Source organism: Streptomyces sp. MMS24-W38 (assembly GCF_059889265.1).
This window is the reverse complement of the sequence record NZ_JCBCPP010000001.1, coordinates 1,899,252-1,912,270: the sequence shown is the minus strand read 5'-3', so window position 1 is coordinate 1,912,270 and position 13,019 is coordinate 1,899,252. Positions and strand designations below refer to the sequence as shown.

At 69.8% G+C, this 13,019-nt stretch carries 11 protein-coding genes and 2 tRNA genes; 10 read left to right on the top strand and 3 right to left on the bottom strand.

The genetic code is table 11. The features are described 5' to 3' along the window. The first annotated feature begins 1 nt into the window (after nucleotide 1). Both AC6F7H_RS07380 and AC6F7H_RS07375 read left to right on the top strand, forming a co-directional pair. Nucleotides 2–682 carry an AIM24 family protein gene (locus AC6F7H_RS07380; RefSeq protein ID WP_109376910.1) on the top strand — a complete coding sequence of 227 codons (681 nt, stop codon included), beginning with the start codon at nucleotides 2–4 and terminating at the stop codon, nucleotides 680–682. Nucleotides 683–699: 17 nt separating this feature from the next. Next, the gene (locus tag AC6F7H_RS07375) at nucleotides 700–1,455 is read left to right on the top strand and encodes an AIM24 family protein (protein WP_500756014.1); all 756 of its coding nucleotides are present in this window, start codon (nucleotides 700–702) and stop codon (nucleotides 1,453–1,455) included. A gap of 99 nt (nucleotides 1,456–1,554) precedes the next feature. On the opposite strand, the gene AC6F7H_RS07370 is transcribed toward AC6F7H_RS07375, so the two are convergent. After that, nucleotides 1,555–2,082, bottom strand: a complete 528-nt coding sequence (locus tag AC6F7H_RS07370; RefSeq protein WP_500756012.1) for an NUDIX hydrolase — start codon at nucleotides 2,080–2,082, stop codon at nucleotides 1,555–1,557. Next, entirely contained in the window at nucleotides 2,079–3,521 is a 1,443-nt protein-coding gene (locus AC6F7H_RS07365) for a zinc-dependent metalloprotease (RefSeq protein WP_500756010.1), read from the bottom strand. The genes AC6F7H_RS07370 and AC6F7H_RS07365 overlap by 4 nt, the downstream gene beginning before the upstream one ends. Before the next feature lie 192 nt (nucleotides 3,522–3,713). On the opposite strand from AC6F7H_RS07365, the gene AC6F7H_RS07360 reads away from it, so the two are divergent. From AC6F7H_RS07360 to AC6F7H_RS07345, 4 genes are all read left to right on the top strand, one after another. Then, the gene (locus AC6F7H_RS07360) at nucleotides 3,714–4,829 is read left to right on the top strand and encodes an SDR family oxidoreductase (RefSeq protein WP_500756008.1); all 1,116 of its coding nucleotides are present in this window, start codon (nucleotides 3,714–3,716) and stop codon (nucleotides 4,827–4,829) included. Between the two features lie 117 nt (nucleotides 4,830–4,946). After that, a complete protein-coding gene (locus tag AC6F7H_RS07355) occupies nucleotides 4,947–5,408 on the top strand; it encodes a molybdenum cofactor biosynthesis protein MoaE (protein ID WP_500756006.1) in 462 nt (153 codons plus the stop codon). 152 nt (nucleotides 5,409–5,560) lie between these two features. Next, on the top strand, nucleotides 5,561–5,728 hold the full coding sequence (locus AC6F7H_RS07350) for a hypothetical protein (RefSeq protein ID WP_500756004.1): 168 nt from the start codon (nucleotides 5,561–5,563) through the stop codon (nucleotides 5,726–5,728). A gap of 101 nt (nucleotides 5,729–5,829) precedes the next feature. Continuing rightward, nucleotides 5,830–6,924, top strand: a complete 1,095-nt coding sequence (locus tag AC6F7H_RS07345; RefSeq protein WP_500756003.1) for a YlbL family protein — start codon at nucleotides 5,830–5,832, stop codon at nucleotides 6,922–6,924. Nucleotides 6,925–6,982: 58 nt separating this feature from the next. Here the strand turns inward: AC6F7H_RS07345 and AC6F7H_RS07340 are convergent, their stop codons facing one another. Further along, a complete protein-coding gene (locus tag AC6F7H_RS07340; RefSeq protein ID WP_500756001.1) occupies nucleotides 6,983–7,525 on the bottom strand; it encodes a PPA1309 family protein in 543 nt (180 codons plus the stop codon). A 164-nt stretch (nucleotides 7,526–7,689) separates the two neighbouring features. On the opposite strand from AC6F7H_RS07340, the gene AC6F7H_RS07335 reads away from it, so the two are divergent. The 4 genes from AC6F7H_RS07335 (at nucleotide 7,690) to AC6F7H_RS07320 (ending at nucleotide 12,974) form a co-directional block, all read left to right on the top strand. Further along, nucleotides 7,690–10,647, top strand: a complete 2,958-nt coding sequence (locus tag AC6F7H_RS07335; RefSeq protein WP_500761698.1) for a UPF0182 family membrane protein — start codon at nucleotides 7,690–7,692, stop codon at nucleotides 10,645–10,647. 56 nt (nucleotides 10,648–10,703) lie between these two features. After that, nucleotides 10,704–10,777, top strand: a tRNA-Met gene (locus tag AC6F7H_RS07330). 223 nt (nucleotides 10,778–11,000) lie between these two features. Then, a complete protein-coding gene (locus AC6F7H_RS07325) occupies nucleotides 11,001–12,818 on the top strand; it encodes a tetratricopeptide repeat protein (RefSeq protein ID WP_500755999.1) in 1,818 nt (605 codons plus the stop codon). Between the two features lie 82 nt (nucleotides 12,819–12,900). Continuing rightward, nucleotides 12,901–12,974: transfer RNA gene (locus AC6F7H_RS07320), tRNA-Met, on the top strand. The last annotated feature ends 45 nt before the right edge of the window (nucleotides 12,975–13,019 follow it).

Here is a 13,019-nt window from a genome sequence, read left to right as displayed (position 1 = left end):
CATGAACCAGCCACTCGCGGGCTACGCCCCCGCCCCCGTCACCGCGCGCATGGAGAACCACGGCAACCACATGCTGAAGGTCGCCATGCAGACCGGCAACGACCTCTTCGCGCGCGTGGGGTCCATGGTCGCCTATGAAGGGTTCGTCCAGTACGAGCCCAACCCGTCGGCCGTGCGCCAGATCGCGCGGGACTGGATGACCGGGGAGGGCGCGCCGCTGATGAAGTGCTCCGGCGACGGCCTGCTCTACCTCGCCGACTACGGTGCGAACGTCGTCGTGATCAACCTCAACGGCGACGGCATCTCCGTCAACGCCACCAACCTGCTCGCCTTCGACGCCCACCTGTCCTGGGGCGTGGAGCGGGTGAAGGGCCTGGCGAAGTTCGCCGGGCAGGGCCTGTGGAACACCAGGATCTCCGGGCAGGGCTGGGTCGCGCTGACCTCCCGGGGCAAGCCGATCGTCGTCGACTGCGGCGGTGGCGAGGACGAGACGTACGTCGACCCGGACGCCCTGGTCGCCTGGTCCCCGAACCTCAAGGTGAAGGGCAAGCGCAGCTTCCGGGCACAATCGCTGATCGGCCGCGGCAGCGGCGAGGCCTACCAGATGGCGTTCTCCGGTCAGGGCATCGTCGTCGTCCAGCCCAGTGAGGACAGCACCGACCGTCTCCGGGTCCGGGGCTGAGGGGGAGCAACCACACCATGCAGAGCCCGCTTTTCGCCTACAACGACCAGCAGACCCAGGAACGCTGGAGCCTGCAGAACAAGCAGATGCTCCGGGTCGCCCTGGAAGGTCACGACGACATCCTCGCCCGCAAGGGCAGCATGATCGCCTATCAGGGACTCGTCGAGTTCGACGCCGAGTACCAGAGCAGCGGTCAGGCACACAGCCGTGCGCGCACCAGTGAGGGACTGGACCTGATGCGCTGCCACGGGCAGGGTACGGTCTACCTCGCCAACCTCGCCCAGCACGTCCATCTCATGGACGTGGACCACGAGGGGCTGACCGTCGACAGCAGCTATGTGCTCGCGATGGACTCCTCGCTGCACCACGAGGTCATCGCCGTCGACAGCCTGTACGGCATCTCCGGCTCCGGGAAGTACCAGCTCAACATCACCGGCCAGGGCAAGGTCGCGCTGATGACCTCCGGCATGCCGCTGCTGATGCAGGTGACGCCGGACAAGTACGTCAGCTGCGACGCCGACGCGATCGTCGCCTGGTCCACGGGGCTGCGCGTGCAACTGCAGGCCCAGACCCACTCCTCCGGGGTGTGGCGGCGCCGCGGGAGCACCGGTGAGGGCTGGGAGCTCAGCTTCATGGGCAGCGGCTTCGCACTCGTCCAGCCCAGCGAGCTGCTGCCGCCGCAGAACGCCCAGATCGGCTCCGGCCTCGCCGCACAGTACGGCATGGGCCAGCAGGGTGCCCGTGGACAGAACCAGGGCAACGTCTGGAGCTGAGCCGTTGGCCAGGACAGAGGTGGGGGCGACCGCCCGTGGCTGTTGCCCCCACCACGCGTGCGCTCTTCGCACAGCGCTCATCCCGTGCGCGCCTGTGCGTCAGACGCCCAGTCTCGTCCGGGTCGCTTCCAGCAGGCGGACGACCGAGGCGTCGGCCACGTCCGCCACCTCGTCGTACGGAAACCAGCGCAGATCGAGCGACTCGTCGCTGATGGCGTGTGCGGCGTCCGGGGACGCCACGGCCGCGTACTGGACGTCGAAGTGCCAGTGGCAGGGCGGCGGGATCGCATGCCGGTCCAGACGCACCGGCCCGCCCTTCAGGAGTGTCAGCCCCGCGATGCCCGACTCCTCGGTGGCCTCCCGCAGAGCCGCAGCCGCGAGTGAAGCGTCACCCGGCTCACAGTGACCGCCCATCTGCAGCCACATCCGCAGCTTCCGGTGCAGGGTCAGCAGCACCCGACCGCGCCCCGGATCGATGACCAGGGCGCTCGCGGTGATGTGGCCGGCGTCGCAGGCCTTCCACATGCCGTCCTGGTGCGCGGCGAGGTGGTCGAGGTAGGCCTGGCGGAGTTCCGGCTGGTTCTCGTACCCCTTGAGCACGAGAACCGTGTCGTCGTACAGGCTCACTCGGTGCCGTCGCCCTTGCCCTCGCCGGTGTCCGTGTCCTCGTCCTTCTTCCTGAGGTCGGTCTTGCCGGCCGCCTCACCGAGCATCTTGTCCAGCTCGGAGAAATCGATCTGCTCGCGGTGCACGAAACCGTCCGGATCGTCCAGGTCGGTGGCCGTCGGCAGCATGTCCGGGTGGGCCCACAGGGCATCCCGGCCGTCGACCCCGCGCGCGTCGGTGAGCGAGGCCCACAGGCGCGAGGCGTCGCGCAGCCGACGCGGGCGCAGCTCCAGACCGATCAGCGTGGCGAACGTCTGCTCCGCGGGGCCGCCCGAGGCGCGACGGCGGCGCAGCGTCTCGCGCAGTGCGTCCGCGGACGACAGCCGGGGCTTCGCCGCCGCGTGCACCACGGCGTCCACCCAGCCCTCGACGAGGGCCAGCGCCGTCTCGAGACGGGCCAGGGCGGCCTTCTGCTGCGGGGTGTCCTCCGGCTGGAACATGCCCTGCTGGAGAGCCTCCTGCAGTTGCTCCGGGTTCTGCGGGTCGAACTGGCCGACGACGTCCTCCAGCTTGGCGGTGTCGACCTTGATGCCGCGCGCGTAGCCGTCGACCGCGCCGAACAGGTGCGAGCGCAGCCACGGCACGTGGGCGAACAGGCGCTGGTGGGCGGCCTCGCGCAGGGCGAGATACAGCCGCACCTCCTCCTGCGGGACGCCCAGGTCCTTGCCGAAGGCCGCGATGTTCACCGGCAGCAGCGCGGCCTTGCCGGCCGGGCCGAGCGGCAGGCCGATGTCGGAGGAGCCGACGACCTCACCGGCCAGCACGCCGACGGCCTGGCCGATCTGCGTGCCGAACATGGCGCCGCCCATCGAGCGCATCATGCCGATCAGCGGGCCCGCCATGGCCTGCATCTCCTCCGGCAGCACGTCGCCCATGGCGGCCCCGACGCGCTCGGCGACCGGGTCGACGAGCTCCCGCCACGCCGGCAGGGTCGCCTCGACCCACTCCGCGCGGCTCCACGCCACCGAGGAGGCCGCACCGGACGGCAGCGAGGTGGCGTCGTCCAGCCACAGGTCGGCCAGACGGACGGCGTCGTCGACGGCCCTGCGCTCGGCGGGGCCGACGCTGGCGTCCTTCGTGCCGTCCGAGGTGCCCTGGGAGACCGTCTGGCGGGCGATCTGCTTGGCCATGTCCCAGTTCACCGGACCGCCCTCGTAGGAGAGCATCTGTCCGAGCTGCTGGAACGCGGCGCCCAGGTCGTTGGGGTTCAGGGAACCGAACATCGCGGCGAACGGATTGTCGGCGCCGGGGCCGCCGAAGCCGCCGACCCCGGGCATGCCGAAACCGAACGGGTTGGCCGGGTCCTGACCACCGCCGCTCTGCGGGTCCTTCTTCTTGCCCTCGTCGCCGTCGTCCGGCTCCTCCGGCGGAAGGCCGAATCCGAATGGGGTGTCACTCACGGGATTCCTCGGCTGGTAGGGCCACCGGTTCTTTCCGGCGGCACGGTTGCCCGACAACACCACCCAGCGTAGACACCTGAAGCGGTTCGGGCCTCGATGCTTCGCCGACAGAAGGCCTGCGGCAGGATGGATGCCACCTGGTACACATGCTTCGCATGCGCTCGTACTGAAGACAACCGCTGGAGACGCCCGGTGAGTTCCCCAGATCCGCAGGTTCGCGCAGCGCGAAACCAGTCGACCCACCCGTCGTCCCCACGCGGGCCCGTCGTCGCGGTCACCGGCGCCGCGGCCGGTGTCGGCGCGCTGCTCACCGAGCGACTCGCCGCCTCGGAGGAGATCAAGCAGGTCATCGCCATCGACGAGCGCCGCGGCCAGTGCGCCGAGGCGCACTGGCACATCCTGGACGTACGGGATCCCGCCATCGCGGACAAGCTGCGCGGGGCCGATGTCGTGGTCCATCTGGCACTCGACCTCGACCTGGAGACCGACGCCGCCGCCCGAACGGCCTACAACGTCCGTGGGACGCAGACCGTGCTGACGGCCGCCGCGGCGGCCGGGGTGCGCCGGGTGGTGCTGTGCACCTCGACGATGGTCTACGGGGCGCTCCCGGACAACGAGCTGCCGCTGTCCGAGGACGCGGAACTGCGGGCCACGGCCGAGGCCACCGGCGTGGGCGACCTCCTGGAGATCGAGCGGCTCGCGCGCAGGGCGCCCCGCGCGCACCCCGGTCTCAACGTCACGGTGGTACGGCCCGCTGTGCTGGTGGGAGGCACCGACACCGCACTGACCAGGTACTTCGAGTCCCCGCGGCTGCTCGTGGTGGCCGGCTCGCGGCCCGCGTGGCAGTTCTGCCACGTCGATGATCTGTGCAGCGCCCTGGAGTACGCGGTCCGGGAAGAGGTCGACGGTGAGCTGGCCGTCGGGTGCGACGGATGGCTGGAGCAGGAGGAGGTCGAGGAGCTCAGCGGCATCCGGCGGATGGAGCTGCCGTCGGCGATCGCGCTGGGCGCGGCGGCACGGCTGCACCGGATCGGGCTGACCCCGTCCCCGGCCGGGGACCTGGCGTACACGATGCACCCCTGGGTGGTCAGCGGGAGCCGGCTGCACGACGCGGGGTGGCGGCCCACCTACACCAACGAGGAGGTGCTCGCCGAGTTGCTCGAGGAGGTGTCCGGTCGGCACACGGTCGCCGGGCGGCGGCTCGGCCGCAAGGACGCGACGGCGGCGGGTGCCGCGGGAGCGACGGTGGCTCTGCTGGGCGCGGCCGCGGTGGTGCGGCGGGCGCGGAAAACCCGCCGACGGATCTGACGGATCTGAGGACGGGGCAGGAGCCGCCGGCCGGGAGACCCTGTTAAGTGCGCATGCGGGGTGAACGGGGCAGTGGAGTTGTTCCGTGTCGGCGTGGGCGTGGGGCACGATGGGGGCATGGCATCCACGAGTGATCACCCCGGTGAGCAGGCGGCACAGGATCCGATCAAGCTGATCGCGATCCGGGACGCGCCACTGTCCCTGGACGAGATCTTCCGGGCCGTCGGCGATGACGCGGCCGGCGGAACGGCGCTGTTCGTGGGTACCGTGCGCAATCACGACGGCGGGGCCGACGTCGACGAGCTGGGATATTCGTGCCACCCGAGCGCCGAGGACGAGATGCGGCGGATCGCCGAGAAGGTCGCCGCCGAGTACCCCGTGCGGGCGCTGGCCGCCGTGCACCGGGTGGGGGACCTTCGGGTCGGGGACCTGGCCGTCGTCGTCGGCGTGTCGTGCCCGCACCGGGGCGAGGCCTTCGAGGCGTGCCGGAAGCTGATCGACGACCTCAAGCACGAGGTGCCCATCTGGAAGCACCAGAAGTTCTCCGATGGAACAGAGGAATGGGTGGGGGCCTGCTGAGGCGTTCCGTGTCCTAGCTGTCCTAGCTGTCCTAGCTGTCCTCGCTCCGGGCTCCGGTTGCGTAACCGGACCCCGGGTATGAGCGTTGTCACTGCGGATGGTTAATCTGCTGATCAGTCAGTCGCGGACGCTCATGGGGTTGGGAGGTCGGCATGGCCGTTCTTGCCTGGTTGCTGATTCCGTTTATGACCGCGGTCGGCGCGGGACTGTGGGGAACCTGGGCCAACCGCACGCGCAGAGCGCGGAGCGACGGCCCCGAGCTCGTCGGGTACGCCCGTTTCCGCGAGGCCATGGAGAAGCCCCGGCCGTCGGCTGACTGAGGGGCCGAAAACCGCAGGTCACCGGCGTACGACGAGGTCAGGGCCGCCCGGACGGGCGGCCCTGACGGTGCGCTGACAGACCTGTCCCGTACTGTCGGTGCATGCCACGCCGCACCGCGACGATGCTCGCCTCCACCCTGATGCTGATCGCACTCCTGTGCGCGGGTGTGTTCATTCCCGTGCCGTACTCGGAGATGTCCCCGGGGCCGACGGTGAACACTCTGGGCGATCACGACGGCGAGCCGGTGCTGCACATCGAAGGGCGCAAGACCTATCCGACCGACGGTCACCTCAACATGACCACGGTGCGGGTCACGAGCGCCGACTACCGGATGAACCTGGTCGAGGCCGTCTACGGATGGCTCGCGCACGACAACAAGGTCGTGCCGCACGACACGCTCTACCCCGACGGCAAGACGGAGGAGGAGTCCACCCAGGAGAACGCCGAGGAGTTCAGCCAGTCCCAGGAGAGCGCCAAGGTCGCGGCCCTGAAGGCACTCGACGTCCCGGTGAAGTCCTGGGTGATCGTCGCCAGTGTCGTCAAGGGATCCCCCGCCGAGGGCAAGCTGCACGCCGGCGACGTGATCAAGAGCGTCGACGGCAGCGCGGTGCGCAAACCGGCCGATGTCGCCGAGCTCGTGACCGAGCACAAGCCCGGCGACGACGTCGAATTCACGATCGTGCCCGCCAAGGAGCAGGCCGCCGCCGAGAAGGAGAACCGGACGCCGACGCGGACCGAGAAGGTCACGATCACCACCACGGCCTCCGACGACGCGGGGGACAAGCGCGCCATCGTGGGAATCGCCGCCGGGACCGACCACACCTTCCCGTTCAGCATCGACATCAAGCTCGCCGACGTCGGCGGGCCGAGCGCCGGTCTGATGTTCGCGCTCGGCATCTACGACAAGCTCACTCCGGGCAGCCTGACCGGCGGCGCGTTCGTCGCCGGCACCGGCACGATCGACGACGCGGGCAAGGTCGGGCCGATCGGCGGGATCGAGATGAAGACGGTCGGTGCGCGCGCCAAGGGCGCCCAGTACTTCCTCACGCCCGCGGACAACTGCGCGGCAGCCGCCGAGGACATCCCCAAGGGCCTCACCCTCATCAAGGTGGACACCATCGACGACGCCCTCGCCGCGATGAAGGACCTCGGCTCCGGTGACACCGCGGACCTGCCGAAGTGCAAGGCTTCCTGACCGCGCGGGCACGCCTGCTGCCGCCCGCGCGGGCACGCTTCCTGCCGTCCCGAGCGGGCTACTCCGCGAACGTCGCCGACAGCGCCTCCGCCAGACCCGGCACCAGGGCGGACCCGGTGAGGACCTCCGTGGGCGAGTCCTTCTCCCGCAGCCGCAGTGCGGAGTCCCGGGTGCCGTCACGCAGGACCGCGACCGTCATACGGACCTCCTGGCGCTCCGGGTGCTTCGCCACCCACGCTGCCAGCGCGGCCTCGTCCAGATTCTGCGGGACCTGGGCCTCCGCGGACGGCGGCAGCATCAGACGCTCCACGGTCAGGGCACAGCCGGCCACCGAGTCGGGCCAGGCGATGGTGCCCAGGAACTCGTCGAGCGGCTTGCCCGTTGGAATCTCGTCCTGCTCGATCGGGGTGAGGGCGGTTGTCTCCTGCTCGTCGCCCAGACCGAGCCGGTCCGCCAGCGAGGGCTGTTCGGCGCGGAGCCGCGCGGTGTCTACGAGGGCGAAGAGACGGGCAGGCTGGTCCCAGCCGAGGCCGGAGACGTACTCGTCGATCTCGAGTACGGCCCGGGTGAGCGGGTTCGCCGCCATGGGTGTGTTGGACATGGTCACAATCCTCTCTCGTTCAGGACCGGAATCGGGAACTGAGTAAAGGGTGAGTAAGTTGCATAGGTGTGGGCCCGCGATTGCGCGGGTCCGCACACGGTCCACGAACTCGCGGACCTGACGAATCAACAGCGAACTTCGAGGTGCCTACCTTGGCTTTCCAGATGCCGGACCGTGGCGGAGGCCCGACAGGGCCACGGATGAGAGTGGGCCGCCCGTCCCGGCGGGTCCGGACCCTGCTCATGACCCTGGGCGTCCTGGCCGTCCTTCTCATGGTGTTCACCATGTTCGCGGGGTTCTGGACTGACTGGTTGTGGTATCGCTCGGTCGACTACTCGTCGGTGTTCACGACGACCCTGTGGACCAAGATCGGACTCTTTTTCGTCTTCGGCCTGCTGATGGCTTCCGCGGTCGGCTTCAACATCTGGCTGGCGCACCGGATGCGGCCGCCGCTGAGTGCCATGTCGTTGGAGCAGCAGAACCTCGACCGGTACCGGATGGGCATCGCGCCGTACAAGAAGTGGCTGCTGCTCGGCATCACCGCACTGGTGGGGCTGATCGCCGGCGCCTCGGCGTCGAGTCAGTGGCGGACCTGGCTGATGTGGGTCAACGGTGTGCCCTTCGGCAAGAAGGACCCGCAGTTCAAGCTCGACGTCTCGTTCTACGCCTTCGACCTGCCCTGGTACCGGTTCATGCTCGGGTTCGGCTTCGCCGCCGCGATCCTGTCGCTGATCGCCGCCGCGCTGACGCACTACCTGTACGGCGGGCTGCGGGTCACCAGCCCCGGCGCGCGGGCCACGGCGGCCGCCACCGGGCACCTGTCGGTGCTCCTGGGCATCTTCGTCGCCCTGAAGGCGGTCGCGTACTGGCTCGACCGGTACGGCCTGGCGGTCAAGTCCAGCGACTTCAAGGCGACCGACAACTGGACCGGTCTGCGGTACGTCGACGCCAACGCCTACCTGCCGGCCAAGACGATCCTGTTCTGCATCGCCGTGATCTGCGCGCTGCTGTTCTTCGCCACCCTGTGGCGGCGTACGTGGCAGCTGCCCATGATCGGCTTCGGCCTGATGGTGCTGTCGGCGATCCTCATCGGCGGCCTGTACCCGGCGATCGTGCAGAAGTTCCAGGTCCAGCCGAACGAGCAGGCCAAGGAAGCGCCGTACGTCGAGAAGAACCTCAAGGCGACGCGTGAGGCCTACGGCATCGACGACGCCCAGGTCGACGAGTACCCGGGGACCAGCCAGACCGAGGACAAGACCAAGCTCCGGGACCAGGTCTCCGAGACGGCGAGCATCCGGATCATGGACCCGAACGTCGCCTCGCCGACGTTCCAGCAGCTCCAGCAGATCAGGAACTACTACGCGTTCCCGACCAACCTGGACGTGGACCGCTATTCGGACCCCAAGACCGGCGAGGAGCAGGACACCGTCATCGGCCTGCGCGAGCTGAACCTCAACGGCATCCCCAAGCGGAACTGGATCAACGACCACTTCCGGTACACCCACGGATACGGTGCCGTTGCCGCCAAGGGCACCAGCGCCGACGACGGCCGTCCGGTGTTCACCGAGTCCGACCTGCCGTCCAAGGGCGACCTCGGCACGTACGAACAGCGCGTCTACTACGGGGAGCGGACGACGACGTACTCGATCGTCGGCGGTCCCCAGAAGGAGATCGACTACTCCGACGACAGCGGCGAGAAGACGACCAGCTACAAGGGCGACAGCGGTGTCGACCTCGCCAACCCGATCAACCGGGCAGCCTACGCCGCGGCGTTCAGCGAGCCGCAGATCCTGTACTCCGGTGCCATCGGCGAGGGCTCGCGGATTCTGTACAACCGCACGCCCAAGGAGCGCGTCGAGGCGGTCGCCCCGTGGCTGACCATCGACGGCGACGCCTACCCCGCGGTGGTGGACGGCCGGATCCAGTGGATCGTCGACGCCTACACGACCACCAACGGCTATCCGTACGCGTCGCGGACGACCCTCGGTGACACCACGGCCGACTCGCTGACCGCCACCAACGACAACCGCGCGGTGGTGGCCCAGGAGAACCGGGTCAACTACATCCGCAACTCGGTGAAGGCGACCATCGACGCGTACAGCGGCGAGGTCAAGCTCTACCAGTGGGACACCAAGGATCCCGTCCTGAAGACGTGGATGAAGGCGTTCCCGGACACGGTGGAGCCGAGGAGCGAGATCTCCGGCGACCTGATGGACCACCTGCGGTATCCGCAGGACCTGTTCAAGGTGCAGCGCGAACTGCTGACCCGCTACCACGTGAAGGACGCCACCACGTTCCTCAGCGGCAGCGAGGTGTGGCAGGTGCCGGCCGACCCGACGAACAAGACGGGCGACGCGGTTCCGCCGTACTACCAGAGCATGAAGATGCCCGACCAGAAGGAGCAGGCCTTCTCGCTCACCACGACGTTCACTCCGAACGGCCGTGACAACCTCAGTGCCTTCATGGCGGTCGACGCCGAGGCGGGCAGCGAGGGGTACGGCAAGATCAGAGTCCTGAAGCTGCCGACGAGCACCACGGTGGCCGGACCCAAACAGGTGCAGAGCCAGTTCAACTCCGAACAGGACATCGCCGAGTCGATCAGGCTGCTGAGAGGCGGCGACTCCGAGGTCGAGTACGGCAACCTGCTGGCTGTCCCGCTCGACGGCGGACTGCTGTACGTGGAGCCGGTCTACGTACGCGGTGGTGGACTCAAGTACCCGCTGCTGCGGAAGGTGTTGGTGACCTACGGAGGCCAGACGGCCTTCGAGGACACGCTGGAGCAGGCTCTCGACAAGGTCTTCGGGGCCAAGGGTTCGGCCACCGAGCCGCCACCGGGCGAGGACGAGGGCTCCGGCGAGGACCAGGGCACGCAGCCGCCGCCGACGTCCGAGAACCCGTCGGTCCAAGCGGCCCTGAACGACGCCCAGGATGCCTTCCAGGCCGGTCAGGAAGCCCTGAAGAAGAATGACTGGGAGGCTTACGGCAAGGCGCAGAAGGATCTCGAGGAGGCCTTGCGCCAGGCTGAGAAGGCCCAGTCCGCGGAGGGCGGGAGCGGCTCCGGCGGAGGCGGCTCGAACGTCTCGGAGAGCAGCCCCAGTCCCGACCCGAGCCCGAGCAGCTAGCAAGCCGCCTGGTCAAAGGCCCACCCCGCGCCGTGGTAAGGTTGTACACACAACGGCGCGGGGTGGAGCAGCTCGGTAGCTCGCTGGGCTCATAACCCAGAGGTCGCAGGTTCAAATCCTGTCCCCGCTACTGAAGTCGCGATGACGGCGACACCAGAGGCCCGGATTCCTTGAGGAATCCGGGCCTTTGTGATGTGCGAACGCATGTGCCGAATCCGGCGACGGCCGCGCCGACGACGGGAGTTGGCCGATATGTGTTTGACTTGTCTCTCTGTGGGCATGTCGACAAAACGCTGAAGTGACCTCACTGACTGCGGCATGTCAGGTGTACCCAGGTTGCGGGTGGTGCGACGATGGACGTTATGGGGGATAGGGCAACTCTGTACGAGACGGGGCGTTTTGAGCAGTCCTCCTCACGGGAGGAACCTCGCGACGAGACGGGGGAAGCCGCCGATGAGGCGGCCGAGGAGCTGCGCCGGCGGCTCGCTGCCGAAGCCGGCGACGTGGAGGCGATGAGCGTCCTCGGCGCCATGCTGCTGCGCCGCGGCGACCTCGCCGGAGCCGAACCCCAGCTGCGTGCCGCCACCGCCGCGGGCGACCGTGCCGCCGCCAACAACCTGGGCGTCCTCCTGTTCCAGCGGGGCTACGCGGAGGAGGCCGCGGGATGGTGGCGGATCGCCGCCGTCGCCGGTTCCGCCCCGGCGGCCCATGCGCTCGGCCGGCACCACCGCGAGCGCGGCGACGAGCCCGCCGCCGAGTACTGGCTGCGCCAGGCCGCCGAACAGGATCATGTGCTGGGTGCCTACGCGCTCGCCGACCTGCTGGAACACCGCGGGGACACGGCCGGGGCCGAGCGCTGGATGCGAGCCGCCGCCGAGCGGGGGCACCGGGAGGCCGCCTACCGGCTGGCCAGGGCGCTGGACCGGAAGGCCGCGGAGGAGACCGACGGCAGGGGCAACCCGTTAGTGGAGGAGGCCGAGCAGTGGTACCGGCAGGCCGCCGCGCGGGGGCACCGCCGGGCCGCACTGCATCTCGGCGTGATCCTGGAGAAGCGCGGCGAGCTCAAGGAGGCCGGCCGTTGGTATCTGACGTCCGCCAAGGACGGGGAGGCGCGGGCCGCCTGCGCGCTCGGCTTCCTGCTGCGCGACGCCGGAGACGCCGACAACGCCGCCGTCTGGTGGCTGCGCGCGGCCCAGGACGGCGACGGCAACGCCGCCAACGCGCTGGGCGCCCTGCACGCCGAGCGCGGCGAGACCCAGACCGCCGAACGCTGGTACCGGGCCGCGATGGACGCGGGCGACGTCAACGGCGCGTACAACCTGGCCCTGCTCTGCGCCGAGCAGGGCCGGACCGGACCGGCCGAGCAGTGGTACCGCAGGGCCGCCTACGCAGGTCACCGCGAGGCGGCCAACGCGCTGGCGATCCTGCTGCTGACGGCCGGGGACGAGACGGGCGCGGAGCCCTGGTTCTCCAAGGCCGCGGAGGCGGGGAGCGTGGACGCCGCCTTCAACCTCGGCATTTTGCACGCGGGCCGGGCGGAGAACGCAGCCGCGCTGCGCTGGTACGAGCGGGCGGCGGCCGCCGGGCACACGGAAGCCGCCCTCCAGGTCGGCATGGCCCGGTTGCGCGACGGCGACGAGGGCGAGGCGGAGCGGTTCCTGCGGTGCGCGGCGGGTGGCGGCAGCGCCGAGGCCGCCTACCGCCTGGCCACCGTCCTGGACGCGCGTCGCCCGCCGGAGCCCGCGCACGAACTGGGCGAACCGGTGAACCGGCGCAGCGAGTGCGAGGAGTGGTACGAGCGCGCCGCCTCCCAGGGCCACCGGCGCGCGCAGGTGCGCGTCGGCATGCTCGCCGCGGCCCGCGGTGACGTGGTCGAGGCGGCCCGCTGGTACCGGGAGGCGGCCGAGGCCGGTTCCCGCAACGGCGCCTTCAACCTGGGCCTGCTGCTGGCCCGGGAGGGCAGCGAACCCGAGGCGGCCGTGTGGTGGACCCGCGCGGCCGACGCCGGACACGGCCGCGCGGCTCTGCGGCTCGCCCTGGTCTACGCGCGCCGGGGCGAGCTCGCCGAGGGCCAGCGCTGGGCCGACCGCGCGGCGGCGCTGGGCCCGGCGGCGGTCACGGAACGAGCGATCCGCCTGCGCGACGCGCTCCGTGAGGAACTGTCCGCGTGACGGCGCACCTCAAGGGCTCACGGCCTCCGCGGAAAGGGATTTGCTTCCACCCACACCCTTGACGTAACGTTGCATTCATCGACGCGGGGTGGAGCAGCTCGGTAGCTCGCTGGGCTCATAACCCAGAGGTCGCAGGTTCAAATCCTGTCCCCGCTACTGAAGGCCGAGGGCCGGAATCCGAAAGGGTTCCGGCCCTCGGTG

Bases quoted from the DNA above. Each gene is read 5' to 3' on its own strand.
- AC6F7H_RS07380 (WP_109376910.1), top strand. From the start codon at position 2: ATGAACCAGCCACTCGCGGGCTACGCCCCCGCCCCCGTCACCGCGCGC.
- AC6F7H_RS07375 (WP_500756014.1), top strand. From the start codon at position 700: ATGCAGAGCCCGCTTTTCGCCTACAACGACCAGCAGACCCAGGAACGC.
- AC6F7H_RS07355 (WP_500756006.1), top strand. From the start codon at position 4,947: ATGGCATCCACGAGTGATCACCCCGGTGAGCAGGCGGCACAGGATCCG.
- AC6F7H_RS07350 (WP_500756004.1), top strand. From the start codon at position 5,561: ATGGCCGTTCTTGCCTGGTTGCTGATTCCGTTTATGACCGCGGTCGGC.
- AC6F7H_RS07345 (WP_500756003.1), top strand. From the start codon at position 5,830: ATGCCACGCCGCACCGCGACGATGCTCGCCTCCACCCTGATGCTGATC.
- AC6F7H_RS07340 (WP_500756001.1), bottom strand. From the start codon at position 7,525: ATGTCCAACACACCCATGGCGGCGAACCCGCTCACCCGGGCCGTACTC.
- AC6F7H_RS07335 (WP_500761698.1), top strand. From the start codon at position 7,690: ATGCCGGACCGTGGCGGAGGCCCGACAGGGCCACGGATGAGAGTGGGC.
- AC6F7H_RS07325 (WP_500755999.1), top strand. From the start codon at position 11,001: ATGGACGTTATGGGGGATAGGGCAACTCTGTACGAGACGGGGCGTTTT.